Here is a 24,786-nt window from a genome sequence, read left to right on the forward strand (position 1 = left end):
TGCGATTTAGGCGAAGGATGGTCGCCGTCATCGACCAGCTGCCGTTTCGACCCGCTCAAGGATTGTTTGGATCTTGTCGGCGGCGGCCTTGTTGTGAGTCCGTATTAAATCACCCTCGTTGATCTGCTCTATCTGTGCCTGTTCCCCGAAATCCTGGAAGGCATCTTGAATGGTTTGCTCAAGGTGCTGGCGGCTCCAAGATCGGTGGGACATCCAACCGGCACAGAACGAGCTAGCGATCATTGCGACCACCAGTAGAAAGCGAAGGCTGAATTGAAACCACCGTCGAGCACCTCGGAGTTCGTATTGCTGCGCCATTGATTTGTCTCTGGGTTCAACAGCGTGGGTTGGTCGCAGCGCAGCCTTCCGGCCGGTGCGCCCATTTGAATCATCGTCGCTGACTGACAATGTACTCGACTGGAATTGCCGTGGGAAATTCGGCTTGCGAACTTGGATTCAGCCTCTTGAAGTCGCGTTCTTATCGCAAGCGCGACGCGTCAGCGAGGGATTTAGCCGGTTGATGGGATCCCTCGCTGACGCATCGGGTGACCAACAACCCATGCCCCACGCGAAAGCGCTGGCTTCAATACTCACCTGTCGCGGTTGTGATAAAAAGGCGACTTCAAACCTTCATCCAGGGGACGGTTTTAGGAAAGTCATGGACCGGCCTACGGCAGCATCGATCACCTCACCTGCGGGTCAAAACCGGCTGCGGAGCGGGGGACCAATGGCAGCTTGGCTGCACCGTTTTCCGTTTGTCGTTGCCAGTTCGCTGGCGATTCTTGGTGTGGTGTGCGATGCACTTTGGTTCGAATCCTTTTCATCGAGTGCCTGGCGTTGGTCGATCCTCTCGGCCCTGGCGATCGCGCTTCCGTTGTCGCTGTCGGTGGCCGGTTTGACGATCGGCCGCAGTTGGTGTTGGGCCAGCAGTGCGCTGCTGTGGATCTGCTTCTTCGGCACGCTACACGCCTGGCAGGAACAAAGCTATCGCGACGCATCGGTGCTGGCATTGGTCGACCAACCATCACGTCCGGTGGTGGTCCGCGGCACGCTGTCACGAACGGTCAGTTTGCGTCCGAACCCGCTGGCGCGATCACGAGCTCGCGACCAGGTTTCGCCTTGGCAAAGCCAATTGACGGTGCAGTTGGATCAGATCCGTGGCCAGAACGGTTTCTCCGCCATCGACGGAGCGGTCCTTGTCTATGTCGATGGCGACTTGAGTGATCGTCGACCGGGAGATCGTTTGGAAATCTATGGATGGCTGCATCGGTTTGACGGTCCCACCAATCCCGGCCAACCGGATCTGCGACCGAGCTATCGAAGACGAAATTTGCATGGTCGAATCGAAACCAAAAATGCCGCCGCGGTCACACTGATCCAGGCCAGCGACCGACCCCTGGCATCGGCGGTCGCATCGATCGCGACCGCGGGGCGAGAATCGTTGCTGCGGCACTGCGATGATCGCACCGGGCCATTGGCCGTCGCGCTGGTGGTGGGCCAGCGAGAGTTTGTCGATGCAAACACTCGCGACGCTTTGTTGGCGACCGGCACGGCGCATCTGTTGTCTGTCAGTGGAATGCATTTGGCGATTCTGGTGTTGGTGGCGACGTGGTGCGTTTCCGGGTTGGGACTGCGACCGACGACGCGATTGGTGGTGATCGTCACGGTCAGCGGTTTGTATGTGGCGGTGACCGGTGGTCGGCCGCCGGTGATGCGGGCAGCGATTTTGATCGCGATGTTGCTGTTATCGACCTGCTTTCGGCGGACATCACAACCGATCAACACATTAGCCGTGGCGGCGCTGTTGTTGACATTCATCAATCCCATGAACGTGTTTGCCGTCGGCGTGCATCTGTCGTTTTTGGCGGTGATCACGTTGATGTTGGCCGGCCGACCGATCGTGCCGGGATCGATGCGAACGGAACTCGAATTGCAACAACAAACGGGATTTCAAACGTTGGTGGATGCGTCGTCCGGGCGGTTTTGGATGCACACCAAATCGGTGCTGCGATTCTTTGGCCAGATGGCTTGGTTGAGCGGCTGTGTGACAGCGATCAGTTTGCCGCTGGTGTGGTCACAGTTTCATCTGGTGTCACTGGTCAGTGTGATCACCAACGTGATGGTGTGGGGCGGTTTGATGCTGGCGTTGCCGGCCGGTGTCATGACGGTGATTCTGGACCCGATTCACAGTTGGCTCGGCGCGATCCCGGGCACGATCTGCCATCTTTCACTCGCGTTCATGTGGTGGGTGATTGAGTGGACCGAACGTTGGCCGGGGGGACATCTTTGGCTACCCGCGCCGCGGCCGCCGCTGGTGGTCGGATTTTACCTGGTGATGGCGTTCTCGTTGATTTGGCGATCCCCGCGGGCGCGATGGTTCCGCGGCGCCTGGTTCCTGGTGTGGTCACTGGGCGCCTTGTTTGTCGTCACTCGTCCGGCGGAATTGCCGGCGGAGACGCTGGAAGCAACCTTTGTCGACGTCGGCCATGGCACCAGTGTGATCCTCCGCTCGCCGACGCAGCAGGTTTGGTTGTACGACTGTGGTCGGCTGGGGAATTCGCTTGGCAGCAGTCGCGACATCGACACCGCGCTGTGGTCGCTGGGAGTGACACGAATTGACGGCGTCTTTCTGTCGCATGCGGATTCCGATCACTACAACGCGTTGCCCGGATTGCTAGAACGATTTGATGTCGCCGCTGTGATCACACCGCCGGGCCTGTTGGAAAAACAGGAGCGTGGTTTGACGGCGGTGCGATCGGCGCTCGATCGTCATCGCGTGCAGGTCGTGGAATTGGCCGCCGGCCAGAGCAGTCCGTTCATGGCTGACCCGGCAATGTCCATCATGCACCCACCGCCGGGCGGGATTCGCGGCAGCGACAATGCCAATAGTCTGGTGTTGCGATTTGACCAAGGCGACAAGACCCTGTTGTTGCCTGGTGATTTAGAACCGCCAGGGACGGAATTGTTGACGGCCAGACCGCGCCCGCCGGCCGACGGCGTATTGATGGCACCTCATCACGGCAGTTTGTCGATGGATGCCGACCAGGTGCTGGCGTGGAGCCGACCGGCCGAAACGATTGTCAGCGGCAGCGATCGTGCCGCGCGGGTCGAAATCCGCGAGATGTTGTCGGTCACCGGCAGCGGGGTCCACGTGACGGCAAAATCCGGTGCGGTGCGGGTGCGAGTGCACGCCGATGGGCACATCCAGGTGCGATCTTGGTTGACGGCACCCTGGTGAGACTCTGGTCATTTTGCGGCTGATGTGTAGGATGAAGGATTCCCAGAACCTCCCACCGCCTTGCTATCGGCCCCTCTGATTGTGTTGGAATTCCTGCACAAAATTTCAATCACCTGCTTTTTCACCAGCTATTTGGTGGCGTTGCTGCTGGAACTGACCCGGTTCGTGGGCCAGTTTCGATTTCGCACACCCGCTGTGCTGGTGATGATGGGCATCGGGCTGTTCACACACGTTAGCTATTTGTTTCTGCGCGCGGTCAACCTGCCCGTTGATGACAATCGTGGACTGCTTTCGAGTTGGGCCGAATGGTCATTGTTGCTGGCGCTGGGATTGGCCATTTGTTTTTTCATCGCCTATCTGCGGCGGCCGGACACGATCATCAGTTTTTTCTTTCTGCCGCTGATCTTGCTGACCATCGGATTGGGAATTTCGATCGGCGGCTGGGAACCGTTTTCCCGGACCGAGGCGGCTGACACTTGGCGGTCGATTCACGGATTTGCGATGATGATCGGTACGGGCGCGGTGTTGGTCGGATTCTTAGCCGGCGTGATGTACTTGGTTCAATCCAGGCGGTTGAAATTGAAACGGGCCGGATCGCCTCGATTCCGACTGCCGACGCTAGAGACACTCGACCGCGCCAATCGGCGTGCCCTGGTGATCAGCACGACCTTCGTGGCCATCGGTGTGGTCGCCGGGATGATCATGAATTTAAACCAGCACGAACGTTTCGATTGGGCCGACAGCGGCATCCTACTGAGTCTCATGCTGTTCTTGTGGCTGCTCGCTGCGACGGCCATTGAATTCATGTATTCGCCAGCCAGTCGTGGCCGCAAAGCGTTTTACATGATGCTTGCCAGTTTGGGATTTTTGCTGCTGGCCCTGATCGGTGTCGTTGTCAGTTCGCACGGGGTGAGCTGATGAAGCTGCAGATGATCGGCTGCAGCCACCATGATGCGGCCGTTGAATTTCGCGAACAGGTTTCGTTTTCGTCCGACCAGATCGGCGCGGCACTGCTGGAGTTCCGCCAGCGGTTTCCCAATGGTGAACTGGTGCTGTTGAGCACCTGTAATCGCACCGAACTGTACACCACCAGTGACGACGACGTGGCGTTGGATCGCGACGCCGTGATCGCGTTCTTGGCCCAGCAACATCATCTGTCCGCGGACGATGTGGTCGAGCAGATGATTTATCGCAGCGGCCCCGATGCCGTCGAGCACCTGTTCACGGTGGCATCGAGTTTGGACAGCATGGTGATCGGCGAATCCCAGATCTTGTCCCAAGTCAAACAGGCCTATGACCAGGCCTGCCAAACCGGTTCGGCGGGACCGCTGACGCATGCGGTGTTCCAAGCCGCCAACCATGCCGCCAAGCGCGTCCAGAATGAAACCCAGATCCATCGCCGCCGGGTCAGTGTGCCCAGCGTGGCGGTGGGCGAAGTTGTTCCGGAGGTGTTTGATTCGTTGGTCGGCAAACGCGTCGTGCTCTGTGGCGCCGGCGAAATGGGCGAAGAAACGCTGCGTTACTTGATCCAGGCCGGTGCCGATGACATTGTGGTGCTCAATCGCAGTCTGCAGCGGGCCGAAAAACTATCCGAGCAATTCTCGGTACAGTACGCGCCGTGGGCCACACTGCTGGAACAAGTCGTGGAAGCCGACCTGCTGATCGGCACCACATCGGCCGATCAACCGATTCTGACGCATGAACAATTCAAAGCGATTCGCGGCCAGCGCCGTGACCGTGTGCTGCTGGTACTCGATTTGGCGGTGCCCCGTGACTTTGAAGCCTCGCTGGATGAATTTCCCAATCTGTATCTGTACCAGATCGATGATCTGCAAGCCGCTTGTCAGCGCAATCGGCACGAGCGGGAAAAGGAATGGCCCAAAGCGCAGCGGATCATCAACGAAGAAACGCAGCGTTTCCTGAGCGAGTTGAATCATCGTGCCACCGGTCCGGTGATCAAGCGATTGCATGAGCACGCGCAACAGATCAAGCAAGAAGAACTCGATCGGCTGCTGCCGAAATTGCAGGCACTGGGCGGTGAGCCGGCGATGAAAAAAGAGATCGAGAAATCACTCGATCGGCTGGTCAACAAATTGTTGCACCCGCCGCTCTCGTCATTGAAAGAGGATGCGGCCGACGGGCATCAAAAGGGCTTGGTCAAGGCGCTACGAGAGCTGTTCCGGCTGGGCGACTAGGGCGGCGACCGCGCTGATTCTCAGTCGTCGTCGTCGTCGTCCCAATCATCATCGTCGTCGTCGTCTGAGTCGTCATCATCGTCGTCCCATTCGTCGTCGTCTTCACCAAAGTCGTCGACTTCCTCTTCTTCGTCGTCGTCGCCTAGGTCGTCGTCGTCATCGTCGACTTCTTCCCAGTCGTCGTCGTCATCATCGTCGTCGTCGTCGCTGTCATCATCATCGTCGTCGTCATCCAGATCGTCGTCGACGTCATCCCAATCATCGTCTTCGTCGTCGAAGTCGTTTTCGCCCTCGTACAGGTCATCTTCTTCGTCTTCGATGACTGCATTGGGACCATAGGTGGGCAGCAAGAACGGCTCCGCGGTGAACGGGTCCGAAGTCGACTGATTGATTGAATTTGAACCGGCGTTAGGGGCGACCGATGCGAAAGCAACAAGGCTCACGACTGACTCCTTCGTAGATGTCAAAACTTTTTAGGTCGAGTGTTCGGGATCCACTTCTTCATCTTCTTGCAACGGTTCCCAATTGATCGCCGGCAGGGCGTCGATCGAGGCCAATCCAAAAAGTTGTAAAAAGTGCTTGGTGGTATCGTAAAGGTAAGGTCGACCGAGCTCTTCACTGCGCCCGGCGATGCGAATTAAATCGCGTTCCATTAACTGTCGCAATAACTCTCCACACGCAACGCCGCGAATCGCTTCGACGTCGGCACGTGAAACCGGACCGCGATAGGCGACCACGGCCAGCGTCTCCATCATCGGCGATGATAACCGAACCGCTGCAGGTAAATGTCCCAGTCGAGCCAACCAAGGGGCATATGCCGCCCGGGTCAACATTCGGAATCCGCCGGCAACCTTTTCGATTCGCACCGAGCGGCCCAAATCGTCATAGATCTGGTTCAGTTGGCGGACAAGTGTACGAGCCTCGGTTCCATCCGCCAAGTGAGCCAATTGTGCCAGTTTTCGAGTCGTCAGTGGTGTCTTGGCGACCAATAAAACCGCCTCGGTTCGCATCCGCCGCAAGCTCGGGTTTTCCTGGTCCGCCGTCCGCCTATCCGCCCGCCCATCGGTCGGATCCTCCGCTGCAGTGCCCGTTTGATCGTTGATCCGGTTTGCAATCAATACCCCATACGGCCGCCAGACCGGCGGTCGCTGTCGCGACGCCCCTGGCGATAAACCGGCCGGGCGGCCGGCGAGTCGATGCGAGGTCAATGGAAACATAACGTCTATGGCTCGAAGCGCAACAACTGGCGGACACTACAATCGACCGTCACAATAACACCGAGACAATCGTTTCCGCTTGCTTTCCAACATCCTTCTTGGCTGACAATAGTGTCCACGTCGGTTTCTTCGTCAAGTCTGACCCCAAAATCCAACCGTCGTGGTCGAAAGTCGAAACAGGCTGTGTTCTGGGTTTGTTGTGTCCTGTGCACCCTGCTAATGGCCGGTGTGATCCTCGTCAAAGGGCATGTGACCGGTAGCGAATTTGCGCCCAGCCACTTTCAAACCCGTGACTTTTCCTTTTACGAAATCCCCTTTCTACACCTGCAAATCACACCGATTCGCCGCAACGTCGCTACCGATCCGACCGCCAGACAAATTCGCGGGGCGTCATTGATCACCGTCCCCCGCGGCAAACCACCGACAACATGGCACTTGGTTGAATTGTGGCGCGGCCCGACTGGAACCCCGGCGATCGCCGGATTGTTGACCGCCGAATTGGGATTGGAAGGTTCCCAAGGGCTGTTCTGGAAACAATGGAATCAACAGTTCCCCGCCCGCGCCTCGGTGCTGTGGCCGGTCGTCCAACGTTTGGCACAGCGTGAATTGTACCTGCTGGTCCCCGAACTACTGCAACTCGCCCGCTCCCAGAGAGGTGGTGACGATGCCACAGAGCTGGCCGCCGCGATCGATGCTTGGTTGATCGAGCAATACAGCGAACTGATCGTCGATCTACGCGCGGCCAAACGGACCGAGCTGGCCGACGAACTGCTCCAGGAAGCTGTGACCGATTACCCGGAAGCATCGCAGTTGGATTCACTGCGGAACGCCCCACAGGTGAATGAATGATCTATCTGGACAACAATGCGACCACCCAGATAGACCCCGAGGTGGTCGATGTGATCGCTGCCGAAATGCGCCGCGGTCCAGCCAACCCCTCCAGCCAACACGCGCTCGGTCGAGCGGCGAGTGACCGCGTGGACGACGCCATCATGCGGATCGGCCGCTGCCTGGGCAGCGATCTGTCGGTGCCCGGTGGCCCGCGGTTGATCCTGACCAGTGGCGGCACGGAATCCAATAACCTGGCCCTGTCGGGGCTGGGTGACAATGCACTGGCTGGCAATGCACCGACCGAAAAGACCCTGATCGTCAGCAGCATCGAACACGCAAGCGTGTTGGGGTTCGCACAGCACGCCCAAAAACAGGGTCACGACGTCCGCTATCTGCCTGTCACCGCCGGCGGCACCGTCGTCGTCGAAGCGCTCGAGTCGGTTCTGGCGCAAATCGACAGCCGTGCGGCGGTCGTGTCGGTGATGTCCGCCAATAACGAAACCGGTGTGGTCCAGCCGATCCCCCAGATTTCTGACCTCTGTCGGCGGAGTGGTGCATTGTTGCACGTCGATGCGACCCAATCGATCGGTAAACTTCCGGCAACCATCAGCGACCTGCCGGTTGATGCGATCAGTTTCACCCCGCACAAATTTCATGGTCCGGTCGGCGTCGCCGGGTTGTGGATCGCCCCGGGGATCAAGCTGCGGCCACTGCTTTGCGGCGGTGAACAACAATTGCTGACCCGCCCGGGCACGGAACCGGTGTCGCTGGTGTTGGGAATGGCACGAGCCATGGAGCTCGCGGTGGAAAACCAGTCAGCGAACTGTCGGATGATGGAAGGTTTACGCGATCGTTTCGAAGCCGCACTGGGCGGGGCGATTGCGGATCTGATGATTCATGGTCAAGACGAAACCCGTTTGCCAGGAACCAGTTGCGTCTCGTTTCCGGGCACCGATCGACAGTCGATGTTGATGGCGCTGGACATGTCCGGGGTCGCCTGTAGCAGCGGATCGGCCTGTAGCAGCGGTAGCAGCCCTCCGAGCCACGTTTTACTGGCAATGGGATGTCCCCAATGGGCGGTCAGCAGCGCCATCCGGTTCAGTCTGAGCCGCTTTTCCACAATCGCTGATGTCGATACTGCCGCCGAACGTATCCTAACTGTTTACAACAGGTTAAGTTCGTAAGAGATTGTTGAAAACTATGTGGAAAACCGACTTGAAAAATTGACAAAGTGTTTAAGAATAGAGCACCGAGGTAGCTGTGCACTGCTAACCCGAATCTGTTCTTGTGAATTTATCGCCCACCACACCGACGATCGAAACGTTTCCGCTGGAGCGTCCGTTGCTACGTCAACGAACGCGAGATGCAAAACTTGCGCGACAACGGGCTGCTGCATCGTTGCAGTTTTTCATCGGTGGCGAAGAGAACCGGCTGGCGATGTTTGTCTGCCAGTCGGACGCAATGATCGGAATGGCCCAGCCAATTTTATTGATCGGACCATCGGGTTGTGGCAAATCGACCTTGGCGTTGCACTTGGCGGCTCGCTTGGCCGCATCGATGTCATTGGGCGGTGATTCGACAGCGGTCAAACAGACTGTCGCCACCGACTTTGCCCGTGAGTATGCCGAAGCGGTGGCGGCCGACGATCTATTGCCGCTGCGTGAATCGATTGACGAAGCACCGATTGTGGTGATTGACGATCTGCATTCGCTAACCGGCAAGTCGCCAGCGCAAAATGAATTGTCGGTACGCATTGACCGTCGCATCGCGGCTGGGAAACCGACGATCGTCACCAGCAAACGGCTGCCCTCGGAAACCCGTGGTATACGCCCCCAGTTGGCCAGCCGCTGTGTCAGTGGTCTGACCATTCCGATCCACTTGCCCGCCAGTGAAAGCCGGATCACGATTCTGCGCGAATTGGCGCTGCTGCGTGGCGTGCCCTTGTCCGATGATTTGATCGGATTGCTGAACGCCGGCTTGCGACCCGAGCTATCGGTGTTGGCTCTGGATGCGGCGATCAAACAAGTTGATTTGTATTGCCGGATGAATTCCTGTCCCCCGGAAATCGCAGCGGTGCAGTCCGCCATCAATTCGGCCGGCCAGGGCGATGACATCGATTTGGGAAAAATCACTCGCGTTGTCGCAAAAATTTGGGGCCATCGCACCAAAGACCTTCGCAGCGGATCGCGTAAACAATCGGTCGTCCGCGCCCGTTCGCTCGCGATGCTGTTAGCCCGCCAAATGACGCCCAACAGTTTGGACGCAATCGGTGACTACTTTGGCGGCCGCGACCATTCCACGGTGCTTCACGCGATTCGCAAGACCGAATCGCTGCTCGAACAAGACGGTGATCTCAGCCGGATGATGCACGAAGCCACCGAGAAACTCGCTGCCTAGCTTGTCACTCACTCTGGCGTAGCGGGGCCGCCAGGTGTTTCTGACACTCTGACCGACTGGACCCTGGCGGGACCAGCGACGCTGAATTCAGCGACGTGAATGGCTTTTTTTCGCTGCTTGAAAACTATTTTGCCCGTGGAAAACCTGTCAGATGGCCGTCTGATTTCGGCCTGTGCATTTGTCTGTCGCTTCGGTCGCTGCCAGTGGCTGTGTCATTGACTGTCAGCCGATCGGGCGTTGCCTCACATTCCAGCGACAGGCCATCAACGCCTTTTCCACACCGCTGGTGTTCTTGTAAGTGTTTGAAAACAAAGACGTTAGCGTTTCAGAATGGCCGCCACGAACAGCATCTGCCGATGCATTATGATAACGACGATAAATATATAAATCACTTAGTAAGAACTGACACCCAGACAGATCAACAGCCCAGCTCGCACCGGTGCTACCGAAACCGCGGGTTTGCGTTACAACATGGGCCAAGACCCCTGCTTCTCCCAAGCTGATTGCTTTGCATCCATGAAGATCACTTGCTCACGCGAACCACTGACCAACGCCTTCTCCCTGGCCGCTAGCATCGCGCCCACTCGATCTCCCAAAGAGATCCTGCAGAACGTCAAGATCACGGCCAGCGGGGGCAAGCTCACGTTGACCGCCACCGATATGGAAGTGGGCATTCGGTTGGAGGTTGAAGAGGGTGTGGAGATCGAAACCGAAGGCACCGCGTTGCTGCCGGTGCAACGAACCATGGCGATCTTGCGAGAGAGCAATGACGAGACGTTGACCTTGGAATCCAACGAATCTGGCATCGAGGTCCGGGGGGCCCGCAGCAAGTTCACTCTGCCGGGCAGCAATCCCGACGAATTCCCACCGGTCGTGTCGTTCGACGAAGATAAATACCATGTGATTTCGTCGCGATTCTTTCGTAGCATGGTGCGGCGAACGGTGTTTGCAACCGATCCCGACAACAGCCGATTCGCGCTGGGCGGCGTGCTGTTGGAAATGACCGGTAACAGTGTCACAGCGGTTGGCACCGATGGGCGGCGACTGGCCTGTGTCGAGGGCGAGGGCGAATCGATCGGCGGGCACGAGACCACTGGCAACGGGACGATCGTGCCGACCCGTGCCATTCAGTTGATGGAGCGGGCGGTGGATGAAAACGAAGACACCGTCGATGTCGCGGCCAGGGCAAGTGATTTGCTGCTGCGAACCAAGACCGCGGTGATTTATTCGCGATTGGTCGAGGGTCGTTACCCCAATTGGCGGCAGGTGTTGCCCAAGCGAGACGATGCGGTGCAGCTGGATATGACGGTCGGCCCGGTGTTCGCGGCGTTGCGTCAGGCGGCCATCGTCACCGATCAAGAAAGCCGTGGCATTGATTTCACGTTCGGCGACGGCACCTTGAAATTGGAAGCCAGCACCAAAGACATCGGCCAGTCGCAAATCGAACTGCCGGTCGCCTACGACGGCGAACCGATCACGTTGACCATGGATCACCGCTATTTGGCGGATTTCTGCAAAGTGCTTGATCGTGAGCAGAGTTTCCAGATCGAGATCGAATCGGGCGCGTCACCGGCGCTGATGAGCACCGACGATGGCTATTCCTACGTCATCATGCCGATGTCCCGCGACCGCTAGCGGAAAAGCGTGGCGTCGGGGTTAAACGCGGCGGAGAAAAAAATTCGGGTTCGTGGTAGGATGACAGGCCGCCGGTGAGCCGACTGTATCGAGCCGGCCAAGCATTTCGCCTCCTCTTAGAAAAACCTTGGAATTGGACTCGTGAACGACGCATCATCTTCGGCTACGAACCAGCTAGATCAACTGAAACGATTCACCAAAGTGGTCGCTGACACGGGCGATTTCGAATCGATGCGGGAATTCGAACCGCAGGACGCTACCACCAACCCGTCACTGATCTTGGCCGCCTCGGGTCAACCGCAGTACAGCTACCTGATCGAACAGGCGATCGGAGAGCACGCCAAGGGTGGATTGAGCGGACAGCAGCGTCTGGACAGCATCATCAACCGAGTGTTGATCTTGTTCGGCAAAGAAATCTTGAAGATTGTCCCCGGACGGGTGTCCACCGAAGTCGATGCGCGGTTGTCGTTCGACACCGCCGGCACGATCGATCTGGCCAAACGACTGATCGGTTTGTACGCCGACGAAGGCATCGAGCGGGACCGAGTGCTGATCAAAATCGCTTCGACCTGGGAAGGCATCCGGGCAGCCGAGGTGCTGGAAAAGGAAGGCATCCATTGCAATCTGACTCTGTTGTTTTCTCTACCGCAAGCGATCGCCTGTGCAGAGGCCAAGGTGCAATTGATCTCGCCATTCGTCGGCCGAATTTATGACTGGTACAAGAACTCGACGGGCAAAGAGTACAGCGGTGCGGATGACCCGGGTGTTCAATCGGTCGGCCAGATCTACGACTACTACAAAAAGTTCGGCTACAAAACGGAAGTGATGGGCGCTAGTTTCCGTAACATCGGTCAGATCACCGAGCTGGCCGGATGCGACCTGCTAACGATCAGCCCCAACCTGTTGGCCGAACTACAGGCCGGCACGGATCCGCTGGAACAGAAACTGGATGAAGCGACCGCCAAGCAGAGCGATGTCGAAAAGATCACGCTGGATGAAAAAACGTTCCGGTTCCAATTGAACGAAGACGCGATGGCGACGGAAAAAACCGCCGAAGGCATTCGCAAGTTCGCCGCCGACATGGTCAAACTGGAACAGCTGATCAGCGAAAAAGCCGAAGTGCCAGTCGCCTAGGTCAGGATTTCAGGACCAAGGAAACAGATTCATTTGCCCAAACGCAAGCCAGCTGCAGCCAAGGCGGCAGCGGAGAAACCGAAAGTCCAATCGATCGGGTCACTGGTGAACCAGTTGATTTCGCGGCGGGGGTACGCCCAAGTCGCGGCGACGGATCAGTTTCATCACGTGATCTCGGCGGCGGTCGGTCGAGACTTGGCGGGCGATGTCACGGTGGGCAAATTGAATCGAGGCGTGCTGAGAGTCTTTGCGAGTGACTCGGTGACGATCCAAGAACTGATGTTTCAAAAACGGGCGATCATTAAACGCATCGAAAAGGAATTGCCCGATGCCAAAGTCAACGACATCCGCTTTAAAGTCTTGACCCAGTGATTGGCGGGATAGTGAGTCAGTACCCCAGAGATCCCAACACGGCATAGCCAAAGAAGATCAAATACAGTCCGACCAGGAAACACGATTTCAACATCGTCAGGCGGAAATCTTTGGCCAACACGCCCAGGGTGATCACGGTCATCGTCAGCAACAGGATCTGCAGCCCGAACAGACCGGGCATCGGTTTTCCGTCGACCACTAAATCGATCGGTTGCCCTTCGTTCAGAATGATGCCGGCGATCAAGGGCACCGACAGACAGATACAGATGTCAAAAATGTTGGATCCAAACGCATTGCTGACCGCTCCATCATCATCGCCACGTTTGGCTGCGGCGATCGACAACAAGGTATCCGGCACACTGCTAGCGGCGGCGGCCACGATCACAGCGACGAAAAACAGTGGCACGTTCAATGTTTCGGCGATCGACAGTGTGATCTCGACCAACCAAAAACAAGCCATGGCGGTAACGGCGGTCGAAGCGGCCAGGATCGCATAACCGACAGCCGGGCGAAGGTGGATGTCGAACCAGCCGAAAAACACGCCGGCGGTTTCCACATGCTCGGTCGAATCGGTTTCGGGATCGTCGTGATTGAGCTCGTGACGAACGTAGTCGATCAAACTAGGCGATGGACTGACGCCGGCTTGCGCGAGGGTCTGGCGAATTTGGTCGTCATCGGGACTCGGCAGTTGGCGAAGCGTCTCAATCGCTTCCAAACGGGCCGCTCGGTACTTCAGGGCATCCAACCACAACCATGCCAGATAGATCCCGTACAGCAGGAACAAGACCGCAGCCAAATGCCATGACAATTGTTTTTGAAACAGAAAAGCGACCAGCACGATCTCGCAGACCAGAAACCAAAACCCGTCACGCGTGATGACTTTGCGGTCGATTTCGATCACCGGTTTCCAGTGCCGCGTCAGCGCGATCGTGATCCCACAAAACGCCGGAATCAGGATCATGTTGTAGACGGCCGACCCGGCACAGGTAGCAATCGTCGCGCCGAACCCTTCGCCGCTATTGTGAGCGGCTTGGCCGGCGGCCGGATCGGCGGCGGTAGTGATCACCACCATCACGAAAAACAGTCCCGTGAACAACTCGGGCAACGAACTGGCCACCGCATCGAGCGTCGCACCACGCACGCTGCCGGGGATCCGCCAACGCTCGCCAAAATATTGTGCCGCATCGGCAAAGGGATCACAGGCTTGCCAGATCACGATCGAAACCATCACGATCTGGAATCCTTCGAAGGCCAATTTGGAGACCATCGACGGTGCCACATTGATCCACAGGAAGCTGGCGACCAAACCGATCAGGCAGACCAGTGTGATCTTCACGGCCAGGTTGAATCGAGTTGTCGAAGAAGCGTTGTCAGTCAAACCGCTGCCGGAGGATGGAGAAACGAAGCTTGGTGAGTGTAGGACGGCTGGAATCGGTGGGCGATGGGGCGCGACGATTCGTCTAGCTGGGTATCGGTTGCTATGATTGCGCTGATGAGTACCACCGAACATGGCGCTGCGCCACAAGAACTGTTGAAGATAGCCAATGAGCTGCTCGATTGGCGATGGGATGACACCCCGATCGCGGGACAAACCTGGCCGCTGGCCGTGGCGGCGGACCCAGATGCGATGCTGATCGAAGCCTGTGAGCGACAGGATGCCGGCGAGAGCGGTGTGATCGACCCATTTTGGGCGGCCACTTGGCGAGCCGCAGCGGGGTTGGACCAGTACTTGGATCGCATCGAAGTGTCTGGAAAAAAGGTTCTCGAGCTGGGGTGTGGAACCGGTCATGCCGGAATCTCCGCAGCGCTTCGGGGCGGCCAAGTGACACTCACAGACGGCGTCGAAGATCCATTGCATCTGGTGCGGCTCAGCAGCCATGGAATCGCCGATCGTTGTGATATTCGCCGATTGCGGTTCGGAATCGATCGACTGGAACAGCGGTACCCGATCATCTTGGGCAGCGATGTCACCTACCTGCGGCAGCTGTGGCCAGAGCTAGAACAGTGTTTGAACGATCACCTGGAACCAGGCGGTGTGGCACTGTTAAGCGATCCCTATCGAATCATCGCCAATGAGTTTCGACAGTGGATCGGTAAGCGGCCCTGGCAATACGTCGAACACAAGATCGAGATGAAAGACGACCCCCAGCACCCCATCCGAGTGATGGAGTTGCGAGCCAGTCCAGCGACCGTGTCTTGAAGTAGCGTTTTTGCGTGGGGCATTGGTTTTTGGTAACCCGACGCGTGAGCGAGGGATCCCGCTAACACCCTAAATCCCTCGCTGACGCGTCGGGTTACCGTAAAAGCGCAGGCTTCAAAACTCACACGCTACGCCCATCGATAAAACGGCCAATCGCCGGCGGTCGCGGTCATTGGCGGCAGACAGACATAACCATCGCTGTTTGCCAGCGCGACCAAGTCACCCGAACCCTGGTGGCTGACCCACTGGGCATTGCCAGGATCGGTCATTCGCACCAGCGGCATCGAATGTAACGGGATTGGTTTGGACGGTGGTTGGTCGACGCGGACCATGGATGGCAACGGCAACCAATCCCGTTTGCCGGCGATCTTGTTTAGCAGTGGCAGCAAAAAGCGATGCGCGTTGATGGTCGCGCTGACCGGGTTACCCGGCAATCCCAACAATAATTTTCCCGCATCGGTCGCCGCACCCAAGATCGGTTTACCAGGCCGGATCGGCAAACCATGGAACACGATTTGGCCACCGGCTTGGGCGATGGTATCGGGGACATAGTCATAGTCGCCTTTGGAAACACCACCGGTCATCACCACAGCATCCGCGTCGTTCAAGCATTCCGAGAGTGTTTCCAGAAGTGCCAGGCGGTCATCAGCGGCGTGGCGCACCACAGCCAGTTCGACAGCGGGGTTCTGTTCCAACATCGCTTGAATCGCGGCGCGATTGCTGTTTCGCAGTTGCCAAGGATGCAATTCACGCACCGCTGGATCGACGACTTCGTTGCCGCTGGTCAGCAAGGCAACTTTAACGCGGCGAAAAACGGTCGGACTAACACAGCCAAAGTTAGCCAGTCCAGCGGCGACCGCGGGTGTGATCGAAAGCGCGGACTGCAGGACTTGGTCATCGGTCACAGCGTTTTCACCACGGCGTCGAATGTGGCTGCCAGCGACGGTGGATTCAATCGCGCTGTCCAAAAACCGGATCGACGTGTCCATTTCCTCGGTGTCTTCGCGTTTGACGATCGCTTCACAGCCAGCCGGAAGGATCGCACCGGTAAAAATGCGAACGACGTTTCCGGGCACCATTTCCGGTGGCGGGCTTCCGGCGCAGCTTTCACCGCTGATCGGGACATCGGCAGCGGTCTGCAAATCAGACAACCGAATCGCATAGCCATCCATCGCCGAAACGTCGGCAGCTGGGCTGTCGCGGTCGGCCACGATTGGCTGAGCCAGAATGCGTCCGATCGAGTTGGCAACCGACTCGGTCTCGGTCACCCCAGCCAATCGTTCGCCCAACGTTCGCAGGGCGGAATCAGGATCAGAGAAAGCGAAGGCAGAATTCATTCGTTGATCGAAGGGGGTGTGAGATCCGTCGGTGAGTTGACATTGCGACAGGCCGCAGCGCCTAGCGGCACAGGCACGATGTCGCGGTCCCGCAGATAGCGCTGCAGTCCAAATTGCCCCCGCTCAATCGCAGCCCGCAGCGAGGGCGCAGATTGAATGGGATAGATCGCGATCAGCGGTTCCAGGTACGACGCATCGGGTTCCGCGATCGCGCAGACGATGTTGTCCGGATGGCATCGATGGGTGTCAATCAATGTTTGCAAATCGTGCACGGCCAAATCCGGTGTATCGACCGGGTTGATCAAACAGCCCGCAAATCGGTGCAGCCTGGCGTGTTCCAGCGCCATCAGAATGCCGGAGATGGGGCCATGGGAATCGGGCGGATCCACCAGCGTCGGGTGCGGTGACTCGCGGGGTGTGGCAGCCGACAGGCAAACCGCCGGACACAGTTCGGCCAGTCGCTGGCAGGCCAAATCCAGGTACGATCGACCATCGGGGGCGATCAAATCCGCTTTGTCACGGCCCATCCGCAAGGAACGTCCGCCACACAAGACGACGCCTAACAATGTGAGATCGGAAATCGTCACACCCATCGCCTATCGGTCGGGGTTCTTTTTCTCGACCACGTCTTCCACCCACGACTTGGCACGCATCATGGTTGGAAATCCGATCGTCGGCGCCGCGAGCAGGGCGACGTGGCGTAGATCGTCTTTCACACAGCCGGCTTCCAATGCTTTGCGGCAGTGTGAATGCGCAGCGCCTTCGAGTCCGGCGCCCAATGAGATCGCCAATTTGACCAACGCCACTTCACGCTCCGAAAGCGGACCGGCCTGTTTGGCCGCCAGCCCGAATGACTCGTAGGCCTGCATCAGATCCGGATAGTCAACGTGCATCTGTTTGTAGGGTTTGGGAATCATGATTGCTTGACGATTTCGTGGACCAGGGATTCAGAGGTGTAAGGATCCGCGACCGCTGCCACGGTCAAACCTAATTCAGCAAGGGTTTGCGCGGTGACCGGCGAAATGGCGGCGAGTCGACAGTGGGTCAGTGCGTCACCATACAACCGATGCAAATTCCTAGCCGTTGCACTGCTGGTGACAGTGACCCAGCTTATCTGGCCGCTGGAGAGCGCATCCAGGATTGTCGGATCGGCCTGGGCCACGTCGACGTTTTGATAGGCGACCACTTCCTGTACATCACTGTATTGCGTTTTCAAACGGTTGGGCAATTCATCACTGCCGCGACTGGCACGTACGATCAACACGCGACCGTTCGAGTCCCAATCGCGTAAACAGTCCGGCAACGATCGGGCGCGAAAATCAGTGGGCACAAAATCCGCCCGCAAACCGTGTTCGGTCAGCGCTTGGTCTGTCTTGCTGCCGATGACAGCGATTTTGACACCGGCCAACGCACGCGCATCGAAATCCAGCTGACGCAGACGGTGAAAAAAGTGATCGACACCGTTGGCACTGCAAAAGATCAGTAGCCCGGTCGACGACAGGTTCTCAATCGCTTGATCGAGCAGTGAGAAATCGGTGAGCGGTTGGATCTCGATTCCGGGGGCGATGACCGGATAGCCGCCCACATCGCGAATGGCATCGGCCATCGAATCGGATTGGTCCAGCGGGCGGGTGACCAGAATGGATTGGCCCTGCAGCGGCCGTTTGCTCACCCAGTCCATGGATTTCGCCAGGGTGGTGACGGGGCCGACGATCGCGATGACCGGGGGCCGAAATCGGCTCGGCGGCGTCAATCGATCGGCGACTTCGTCCAAACGGCAATGAATCGAGGATTGATCGGGGTGGCTACAGCGGCGAACCAGTGCCGTTGGCGTCGCCGGGTCTTTGCCCGCAGTGATCAGGGCATCGGTCCAAACCTTGGCGGTTGTCACCCCCATGTAAATCACGAGCGTACCGGGAAATTTGGCCAACGCGTCCCAGTCCAATGCCGATTGGGTTTTGCCGGGTTGTTCGTGGCCGGTGACCAAGGCGACCGCCGAAGCCAATTCACGATGGGTGATGGGGATGCCGGCATAGGATCCGGCGGCCAATGCGGCGGTGATCCCGGGCACGATTTCAAAGGGAATTTCCGCTTCGACCAACGCGTCGACTTCTTCAGCGGTGCGGGCAAAAACCGCCGGGTCGCCGCCCTTGAGCCGGACCACTGTCTTTCCGCTGCGGGCCTGGCCCAACATTTCGTCGATGATCTCTTGCTGACTCCAGATGCGACTGTGACCGTGTTTTCCCACACAAATGTGCTGGGCGGTTGGGGCCAGCCGCAAAATTTCGCTGTTGCTTAGGCCGTCATACAGCACCACATCGCAGCGGCGTAGACAGCTAGCCCCCCGCAGGGTCATCAATTCAGGATCGCCGGGACCGGCTCCGATCAGGTAAACAACTGGTTTCATGGGCCTAATTGAGCGTAAAAAGAGCTGCAAACCAATAGCCACAGGGCCCCTTTTCAAACTGTCGCATTTGTGTCCCAAGTTGACTCTGGACAGCAAACCACCACCTCGCCATACTACGCGGCCCGTAAAAACGGACGAGAAAAGTATTCCGGCAACCATTACGTACAGAAATGCCAAACACCGCTAGTGCCAAGAAACGGCTGCGTCAGAACGAAAAACTGCGCCAGCACAACCGAACCATCCGCAGTCGCATGCGAACCCAATTGCGCAAAGTCCGCGAAGCCGTTGCTTCGGGTGACGCTGAAAAAGCGCAAACGGAATTCCGCGTCGCTGTCAAACGATTGGACCAAGCTGCTGCAAAGAATCTGATTCACAAAAATGCAGCTGCCCGCACCAAGAGCCGATTGAACCGATTGGTCAAATCGGGCGCCCAGGCAGCTGCCTAAGCCGCCGCGATCAACGTCGTCACCGGCCCCAGGCTATTTCTTCTTCTTCCGCGGCACTTTCGAAACAAAGTGCACCGGTTGCTCGGGCAATGATTCGAGGAAGAGTTTGCCGTAGGGCTTGGTGCAAACCCGTGGATCCAGCACCACGACCATTCCCCGGTCGGTTCGCGTGCGGATCAGTCGGCCAACGCCCTGGCGGAATTTGATCGCCGCTTCCGGTAGCTGGTAATCTCGAAACGGATTGCCACCGCTTTTTTGGATCGCATTCAATCGCGCCTCCAACAAGGGATGATCGGGAACAGCAAAGGGCAGCTTGGTGATGATCACATTGGTCAATGCGTCACCGGGTACATCCACGCCCTGCCAAAAACTGTCGGTTCCAAACAGAACACCCGGTTGGCGTTTAAACGCGTCAACCATCTGCGTTCGACTTTGATCACCGCCCTGCGTGTACAGCGGCAGATTCCTTGCTGCCAGCCAAGCGGAAAGCCGCCTGGCACACTGATTCAATAGCCCGTAACTGGTGAACAGGACAAATGCGTGACCATCGGAGTGGTCCACAAAGCGTTTGATCTGGTCGGGCAGTGCAAGTTCGAACTCACTGCGGTCGCGCGACGGATCGGGCATGTCACGGACGACCACCACCTGGGATTGTCGTTGGTAATCGAACGGGCTGCCGACGCGGACCGACATCCCGCCGGTCAGTCCGACGCGAGATCGAAAGAAGGTGAACTTGTCATCGTTGCCAGAGGCGATCGTGGCACTGGTCATCACCACGCTGCGAATCATCTTGTTTTGGAACAGCGTTTCGCGCAACGCATGCCCCACATCGATCGGCGACGACGAAAGCTGGACGCGATCCATGCCGCCGCGCGAGGGTTGGGTTTCGACCCAATACACCGATTCGTCGTCCTGTTGTCGCAGCCACTGGTCCAGCGAATTGGCCAACAGGTTCAATCGGTCCGACGCCGATTCAAAATCCATTCGATCGGCCTCCTGTTTGATCCCAGTGGCCTGGGTCAACAGTTTATTGGCCAATTCCATCATCGGTTTGGTCAGCGGATTCTCAACGACGCCGGCCGCCGTGACACGACCGTTGCTGGGTGCGTGATCGTTTTTCCAGTCCAACACGTCGGCAAAAAAAGTGCTGTGCGCAAACCGCAACCGGTCAACCTCCTGCTGTAATCCTCGCAGGTCTTTGTCGACCAACAGGCCGCGCTGTTTGCGATCGTTGTACAAACGATCGAACAAAAACGTGAATTGGCCACTGGTCAGCCGCATCCCCAAGTGATCGCCGGCCACCGCTTCGGCCGTGTGACATTCGTCCAAGATCACCGCGTCGTAGTTGGGCAGCAGTGCCACCCCGGCGTTGCGCAGTGCCAGGTCGCTAAAGAACAGGGCATGATTGACAATCAACAACTGTGCATTCATGGCCCGACGACGGGCGCGAAAATAGAAACAGTTTTTGAAGTGATCGCATCGCTTGCGCAAACAATTGCCGGTGTCGCTGACGATCTCGTCCCAAACCTCGCGATCGGGTTTGAGTGGCATCGATGCCAACGAACCGTCATTGCTGTCGGCGGACCACTGCTGGATTTGTCGCAACTGTTGGTATTGCAGGTCCGAACCCAACAGCGATGTCATCTTGCCGGCGGTTCGTTCCAACCGTCGCTTGGACAGGTAATTGCTGCGGCCCTTGACCAGCACACTGGAAAACTCGCGAGGGATCACGCTATTCAATAACGGCACGTCTTTGGCGATCAACTGCTCTTGCAGACTGATCGTGTGGGTCGCAATCAACACCCGCGGGCGACGTGTTTTCCCGTCGTCCATTTTGATGATCGGATCGCCCGTGGCATGCAATACGGCGGGAACCAGATAGGCAAAACTCTTTCCCGTCCCCGTGCCCGCTTCGGCGACTAAGTGTTGCCCCGTTCGCAACGCCGTTGCCACCGCATTGGCCATTTCCAATTGCTGCGGTCGGGCTTCATAGTTCGTCATCCGCGCGGCGATCCGTCCCCCGGCGCCCAAAATCGAATCGACGGTCAGCTCGGGTTCGCTCAACGGTAGCATTCGGGATGCGGGGAAGAAAAAAGCAGCACGCGCGCGGGCGCTGCGAACCATAACACGCGGGGGCAAAATTTGCAGTGTGTCAGTCGGTTACTGCCGGTTAACGGGATCCCTCGTTGACACTTCGGGTTACCAAAAAACAATCCTCCACGCAAAAGCGCAACTTCAAAAGCAGCCCGCCGCGGTCAAGCAGCTATAGCAGAAATCGAACCCATGAATTGCTAGCAAACCTCAACGATATTGGCTGTTATCCGGGCCCCTGGGCCGATCCCAAACCGTGAAAATCCCGGCAGAGATGGGTGTTTGACCAGACGTGTCTTCCCGAGGACGGATAAATCTATTGTCACAGCGGCGTATTCACGTTGATTTGGTTGTGACCACCGTCGCCCGCGGGTAAGTTTCTGTTGGCGTACGGGACCGCTCCGGGGGGTCCGGTAGAAGCGGAGTGACGCGCGAGAGCATCGCGACGTTTAATTTTTCCACTGTTGGAATCAGAAGGAATCAAACATGGCAAAGAAACGAGCAGCTTCCAAGGGTCCCAAAGTCGATCCGAATTTGAAAGCCATTTTGGAACGCGAACCGGGATTGGCAACGACGCTTCAGCAGATTGAAAAATCGTTTGGCGATGGCGCCATCATGCCGCTCGGCGCGTCGACCCGTTTTGCCATCGAAGGGATTTCCACCGGCAGTTTGTCGTTGGACATGGCGCTTGGCGGCCAGGGCATCCCTCGCGGGCGGATCATCGAGATTTATGGCCCGGAATCGAGTGGTAAAACGACGTTGGCGCTACACGTCTGTGCCGAGGCACAAAAGGAAGGCGGAATCGCGGCAATCATTGACGCCGAGCACGCGTTCGATCCTAGCTGGGCCAAGAAGCTTGGTGTGGAGTTGGACACGCTGTTGGTCAGCCAGCCCGGCAGTGGTGAAGAGGCGATGCAGATCTGCGAAATGCTGGTCAAAAGCAATGCCGTCGACACCATCGTGATCGACTCGGTCGCCGCCTTGGTGCCAAAGAAAGAACTGGAGGGAGAGATTGGTGACAGCCACGTCGGTTTGCAAGCTCGGTTGATGAGCCAGTCGATGCGAAAATTGACCGGTGCGATCTCCAAGAGTAAGTGCGCTGTGATCTTCATCAACCAGATCCGTGAAAAGGTCGGGGTGATGTTTGGCAGTCCCGAAACAACCCCCGGCGGCCGGGCGCTGAAGTTCTACAGTTCTTGCCGGATCGATGTACGTCGCATCGGTGCGCTCAAGGATGGTGAGGAGCAGGTCGGTCAGCGGGTGAAAGCCAAGATCGTCAAAAACAAAGTCGCACCGCCGTTCCGGATCGCTGAGTTTGACATGATGCACTCCAATGGCATCAGTTTCGAAGGCGATTTGTTGGATCTGGGGACCACACACAACGTGGTCACACGAAGCGGGGCTTGGTTCAAATACGGCGAGACCTATTTGGGGCAAGGCAAGGAGAAGGCGCGAAACTTCCTGATCGAAAACACCGACGTGACCGACGAAATCCGGCAGAAGGTGATGGTGGCCGGCGGCTTCGGCTCGCCCGTCGACGAAGCACCGATGATCGACGAAGCGTCGGATTTGGACGAAGCAGAAGTGGCCAACTCCTAAACCCGGATGATTCATCAACCGTTGTTCCTCAGCCGCTGTTCCTCAGCCGCTGAGCGCTAGCTCACGGTTCCGAGTGACTGACATTTCAAAAGTCCAAGGAACCGAACGCTAGGCCCATACCAACCAATGGGCGCAGCATCTGTCTCAGACCGGTTGCGGCTTCGAACAGCAAAATTGAAATTCTTTGCGGCGACCGAACACTTGGCTGTCGAAACTCTGCGATGATAGTGGTGATTGATATCCCACCTTCCCCGCTCTCGCCGAGTCCCGCCCATGATTTCTGACGCATCTGATCGCCGCTTGAACCGACGCGAACTAGCCGCCGGTGTTTCTGCCGTCGCCGCCACGGCGATGCTGTTGAGGCCGCATAGCTCTGTGGCGGCCGACATCAAACCGCGCGCTAAAGTGGAACGTTTGGGCGTCGGCACGATCGGGCTGCGCTATCAGGGTTCGGTGATCACACACGAGGCGGCGAAGTACGGCGACGTGGTCGCGCTAGCCGATGTGGATCGCAACGTGCGCGAACAGGCGCGAGCGAGTTTTGGCAGCACGCCACGCATTTTTGAAGACTACCAGGATTTGCTCAAACGCCCCGATGTCGATGTGGTGTTGATCGGTGCACCGGACCATTGGCACAGCAAAATGTTGATCGACACCGTCCGCGCCGGCAAAGATGTGTACTGTGAAAAACCGCTGACGCTGACGATTGACGAGGGCAAGGTGTTGCGTGACGTGGTCGGCAGCAGCGATCGAGTCGTCCAGGTCGGGACTTGGCAACGCAGTGATCATCGTTTCCGCTTGGCCGTCGAAATGGTTCGCGGCGGGCGGATCGGCAAGCTGCGAAAAGTGACTTGCGCCACCAGCAAAAATCCCACCGGCGGACCGTTTGCCACCGCGCCGGTGCCATCGCATTTCAATTGGAATCTGTGGCAGGGGCAAACGCCGGACGTTCCCTACATTCCCGAGCGGTCGCACTACACGTTTCGCTGGTGGTACGAATACAGCGGCGGCAAAGTCACCGACTGGGGAGCTCATCACATCGATATCGCGCAGTGGGCGATCGATAGCTATCCGGTGCAAATAGCGTCCCAGGCCAAATTTCCCCAGGTCACAGATGGCTTCAACGTGGCCAGCGACTTTGCCGCAACGTTCCAATATGCCAACGGCGTGGAGTTGGAAATCAATGACACCGGGCGCAGTGGAATCCTATTCGAAGGCGACGCAGGCCGGTTGTTCGTCAACCGTGGCACATTGGCCGGTGTCGCAGTCGACCAATTGGCAACCAAGCCGCTGCCGCGTGAATCGTTCGCGCTCTACGACGGCGACAATCTCGATCGCCCAGAGCGAGTCGGCAAGATCGACGCGATCACCAATCACATGGGCAATCTGTTTGACTGCATCGAATCGCGCGGCGTACCGATCTCGGATCTTGAAAGCCAGCATCGCAGTGTCACGACCTGTCACTTGGCCAACCTCTCGATGCGCGTCGGGCGAACATTGCAGTGGGATCCGGAAACCGAACAAATCATCGGCGATCCCGAAGCCGCAGCGATGCAATCTCGTCCCCAGCGGAGCGGTTTCGAAGTCGCGTGAGCACGAAACGCCTGTTTTGGGTACCGAGCACTCTCCCAAGGCAGAGTGAAGCGTTCGAAGTGGCCAATTTGCCGAACCACCGAACTCTTAAACG

General features: G+C 57.7%; 21 protein-coding genes. 13 read left to right on the forward strand and 8 right to left on the reverse strand.

Features of this window, described 5'->3' with window-relative positions:
* Nucleotides 1-727 precede the first annotated feature (727 nt).
* The 3 genes from NHH03_RS08215 to hemA are packed head-to-tail and all read left to right on the forward strand — an operon-like array spanning nucleotide 728 to nucleotide 5,433.
* Nucleotides 728-3,238 carry a ComEC/Rec2 family competence protein gene (locus tag NHH03_RS08215; protein ID WP_253155282.1) on the forward strand — a complete coding sequence of 837 codons (2,511 nt, stop codon included), beginning with the start codon at nucleotides 728-730 and terminating at the stop codon, nucleotides 3,236-3,238.
* 60 nt (nucleotides 3,239-3,298) lie between these two features.
* Nucleotides 3,299-4,156, forward strand: a complete 858-nt coding sequence (gene ccsA / locus NHH03_RS08220; RefSeq protein WP_253155283.1) for a cytochrome c biogenesis protein CcsA — start codon at nucleotides 3,299-3,301, stop codon at nucleotides 4,154-4,156.
* Nucleotides 4,156-5,433, forward strand: a complete 1,278-nt coding sequence (hemA, locus tag NHH03_RS08225; protein WP_253155284.1) for a glutamyl-tRNA reductase — start codon at nucleotides 4,156-4,158, stop codon at nucleotides 5,431-5,433. The genes ccsA and hemA overlap by 1 nt, the downstream gene beginning before the upstream one ends.
* 20 nt (nucleotides 5,434-5,453) lie before the next feature.
* Here the strand turns inward: hemA and NHH03_RS08230 are convergent, their stop codons facing one another.
* Nucleotides 5,454-5,876: a hypothetical protein gene (locus NHH03_RS08230; RefSeq protein WP_253155285.1), complete on the reverse strand. Its 423-nt coding sequence runs from the start codon at nucleotides 5,874-5,876 to the stop codon at nucleotides 5,454-5,456.
* A 30-nt stretch (nucleotides 5,877-5,906) separates the two neighbouring features.
* Nucleotides 5,907-6,650: an SMC-Scp complex subunit ScpB gene (gene scpB / locus NHH03_RS08235; protein ID WP_253155286.1), complete on the reverse strand. Its 744-nt coding sequence runs from the start codon at nucleotides 6,648-6,650 to the stop codon at nucleotides 5,907-5,909.
* A gap of 183 nt (nucleotides 6,651-6,833) precedes the next feature.
* Between scpB and NHH03_RS08240 the strand changes: the two genes are divergently transcribed.
* The 6 genes from NHH03_RS08240 (at nucleotide 6,834) to NHH03_RS08265 (ending at nucleotide 13,019) form a co-directional block, all read left to right on the forward strand.
* Nucleotides 6,834-7,499, forward strand: a complete 666-nt coding sequence (locus tag NHH03_RS08240; protein ID WP_253155287.1) for a hypothetical protein — start codon at nucleotides 6,834-6,836, stop codon at nucleotides 7,497-7,499.
* A complete protein-coding gene (locus tag NHH03_RS08245) occupies nucleotides 7,496-8,665 on the forward strand; it encodes a cysteine desulfurase family protein (protein WP_253155288.1) in 1,170 nt (389 codons plus the stop codon). The genes NHH03_RS08240 and NHH03_RS08245 overlap by 4 nt, the downstream gene beginning before the upstream one ends.
* Before the next feature lie 103 nt (nucleotides 8,666-8,768).
* Nucleotides 8,769-9,878: a helix-turn-helix domain-containing protein gene (locus tag NHH03_RS08250; RefSeq protein WP_253155289.1), complete on the forward strand. Its 1,110-nt coding sequence runs from the start codon at nucleotides 8,769-8,771 to the stop codon at nucleotides 9,876-9,878.
* Nucleotides 9,879-10,394: 516 nt separating this feature from the next.
* Nucleotides 10,395-11,513: a DNA polymerase III subunit beta gene (gene dnaN / locus NHH03_RS08255; protein ID WP_253155290.1), complete on the forward strand. Its 1,119-nt coding sequence runs from the start codon at nucleotides 10,395-10,397 to the stop codon at nucleotides 11,511-11,513.
* A 141-nt stretch (nucleotides 11,514-11,654) separates the two neighbouring features.
* Nucleotides 11,655-12,647, forward strand: coding sequence for a transaldolase (gene tal, locus NHH03_RS08260; RefSeq protein ID WP_253155291.1), 993 nt, complete (start codon nucleotides 11,655-11,657; stop codon nucleotides 12,645-12,647).
* Nucleotides 12,648-12,680: 33 nt separating this feature from the next.
* Nucleotides 12,681-13,019, forward strand: a complete 339-nt coding sequence (locus NHH03_RS08265) for a DUF721 domain-containing protein (RefSeq protein ID WP_253155292.1) — start codon at nucleotides 12,681-12,683, stop codon at nucleotides 13,017-13,019.
* A gap of 16 nt (nucleotides 13,020-13,035) precedes the next feature.
* On the opposite strand, the gene NHH03_RS08270 is transcribed toward NHH03_RS08265, so the two are convergent.
* Nucleotides 13,036-14,355, reverse strand: a complete 1,320-nt coding sequence (locus NHH03_RS08270) for a sodium:calcium antiporter (RefSeq protein ID WP_253155293.1) — start codon at nucleotides 14,353-14,355, stop codon at nucleotides 13,036-13,038.
* Nucleotides 14,356-14,511: 156 nt separating this feature from the next.
* On the opposite strand from NHH03_RS08270, the gene NHH03_RS08275 reads away from it, so the two are divergent.
* Nucleotides 14,512-15,219, forward strand: coding sequence for a class I SAM-dependent methyltransferase (locus NHH03_RS08275; protein ID WP_253155294.1), 708 nt, complete (start codon nucleotides 14,512-14,514; stop codon nucleotides 15,217-15,219).
* Between the two features lie 128 nt (nucleotides 15,220-15,347).
* On the opposite strand, the gene NHH03_RS08280 is transcribed toward NHH03_RS08275, so the two are convergent.
* From NHH03_RS08280 to cobA, 4 genes are read right to left on the reverse strand one after another with little or no spacing between them, the layout of a single operon-like run.
* Nucleotides 15,348-16,556, reverse strand: coding sequence for a molybdopterin molybdotransferase MoeA (locus NHH03_RS08280; RefSeq protein WP_253155295.1), 1,209 nt, complete (start codon nucleotides 16,554-16,556; stop codon nucleotides 15,348-15,350).
* On the reverse strand, nucleotides 16,553-17,149 hold the full coding sequence (gene mobA, locus NHH03_RS08285) for a molybdenum cofactor guanylyltransferase (protein WP_253155296.1): 597 nt from the start codon (nucleotides 17,147-17,149) through the stop codon (nucleotides 16,553-16,555). Before mobA ends, NHH03_RS08280 begins: the two co-directional genes overlap by 4 nt.
* A 3-nt stretch (nucleotides 17,150-17,152) precedes the next feature.
* Nucleotides 17,153-17,473, reverse strand: coding sequence for a carboxymuconolactone decarboxylase family protein (locus tag NHH03_RS08290; protein ID WP_253155297.1), 321 nt, complete (start codon nucleotides 17,471-17,473; stop codon nucleotides 17,153-17,155).
* Nucleotides 17,470-18,963 carry a uroporphyrinogen-III C-methyltransferase gene (gene cobA, locus NHH03_RS08295; protein ID WP_253155298.1) on the reverse strand — a complete coding sequence of 498 codons (1,494 nt, stop codon included), beginning with the start codon at nucleotides 18,961-18,963 and terminating at the stop codon, nucleotides 17,470-17,472. Before cobA ends, NHH03_RS08290 begins: the two co-directional genes overlap by 4 nt.
* Nucleotides 18,964-19,133: 170 nt before the next feature.
* Between cobA and rpsT the strand changes: the two genes are divergently transcribed.
* The gene (gene rpsT, locus NHH03_RS08300; protein ID WP_253155299.1) at nucleotides 19,134-19,409 is read left to right on the forward strand and encodes a 30S ribosomal protein S20; all 276 of its coding nucleotides are present in this window, start codon (nucleotides 19,134-19,136) and stop codon (nucleotides 19,407-19,409) included.
* Between the two features lie 33 nt (nucleotides 19,410-19,442).
* On the opposite strand, the gene NHH03_RS08305 is transcribed toward rpsT, so the two are convergent.
* On the reverse strand, nucleotides 19,443-21,473 hold the full coding sequence (locus NHH03_RS08305) for an ATP-dependent DNA helicase (RefSeq protein WP_253155300.1): 2,031 nt from the start codon (nucleotides 21,471-21,473) through the stop codon (nucleotides 19,443-19,445).
* Nucleotides 21,474-21,986: 513 nt separating this feature from the next.
* On the opposite strand from NHH03_RS08305, the gene recA reads away from it, so the two are divergent.
* Complete coding sequence (gene recA / locus NHH03_RS08310) at nucleotides 21,987-23,099, forward strand: recombinase RecA (RefSeq protein ID WP_253155301.1); 1,113 nt, start codon at nucleotides 21,987-21,989, stop codon at nucleotides 23,097-23,099.
* Between the two features lie 273 nt (nucleotides 23,100-23,372).
* Complete coding sequence (locus NHH03_RS08315) at nucleotides 23,373-24,692, forward strand: Gfo/Idh/MocA family protein (RefSeq protein ID WP_253155302.1); 1,320 nt, start codon at nucleotides 23,373-23,375, stop codon at nucleotides 24,690-24,692.
* The last annotated feature ends 94 nt before the right edge of the window (nucleotides 24,693-24,786 follow it).

Source organism: Stieleria tagensis (assembly GCF_024129865.1).
Taxonomy (GTDB): Bacteria; Planctomycetota; Planctomycetia; order Pirellulales; family Pirellulaceae; genus Stieleria; species Stieleria tagensis.

Bases quoted from the DNA above. Each gene is read 5' to 3' on its own strand.
- NHH03_RS08215 (WP_253155282.1), top strand. From the start codon at position 728: ATGGCAGCTTGGCTGCACCGTTTTCCGTTTGTCGTTGCCAGTTCGCTG.
- NHH03_RS08315 (WP_253155302.1), top strand. From the start codon at position 23,373: ATGATTTCTGACGCATCTGATCGCCGCTTGAACCGACGCGAACTAGCC.
- cobA (WP_253155298.1), bottom strand. From the start codon at position 18,963: ATGAAACCAGTTGTTTACCTGATCGGAGCCGGTCCCGGCGATCCTGAA.
- NHH03_RS08275 (WP_253155294.1), top strand. From the start codon at position 14,512: ATGAGTACCACCGAACATGGCGCTGCGCCACAAGAACTGTTGAAGATA.
- rpsT (WP_253155299.1), top strand. From the start codon at position 19,134: ATGCCAAACACCGCTAGTGCCAAGAAACGGCTGCGTCAGAACGAAAAA.
- NHH03_RS08290 (WP_253155297.1), bottom strand. From the start codon at position 17,473: ATGATTCCCAAACCCTACAAACAGATGCACGTTGACTATCCGGATCTG.
- hemA (WP_253155284.1), top strand. From the start codon at position 4,156: ATGAAGCTGCAGATGATCGGCTGCAGCCACCATGATGCGGCCGTTGAA.
- scpB (WP_253155286.1), bottom strand. From the start codon at position 6,650: ATGTTTCCATTGACCTCGCATCGACTCGCCGGCCGCCCGGCCGGTTTA.
- mobA (WP_253155296.1), bottom strand. From the start codon at position 17,149: ATGGGTGTGACGATTTCCGATCTCACATTGTTAGGCGTCGTCTTGTGT.
- NHH03_RS08245 (WP_253155288.1), top strand. From the start codon at position 7,496: ATGATCTATCTGGACAACAATGCGACCACCCAGATAGACCCCGAGGTG.
- dnaN (WP_253155290.1), top strand. From the start codon at position 10,395: ATGAAGATCACTTGCTCACGCGAACCACTGACCAACGCCTTCTCCCTG.
- NHH03_RS08280 (WP_253155295.1), bottom strand. From the start codon at position 16,556: ATGAATTCTGCCTTCGCTTTCTCTGATCCTGATTCCGCCCTGCGAACG.
- recA (WP_253155301.1), top strand. From the start codon at position 21,987: ATGGCAAAGAAACGAGCAGCTTCCAAGGGTCCCAAAGTCGATCCGAAT.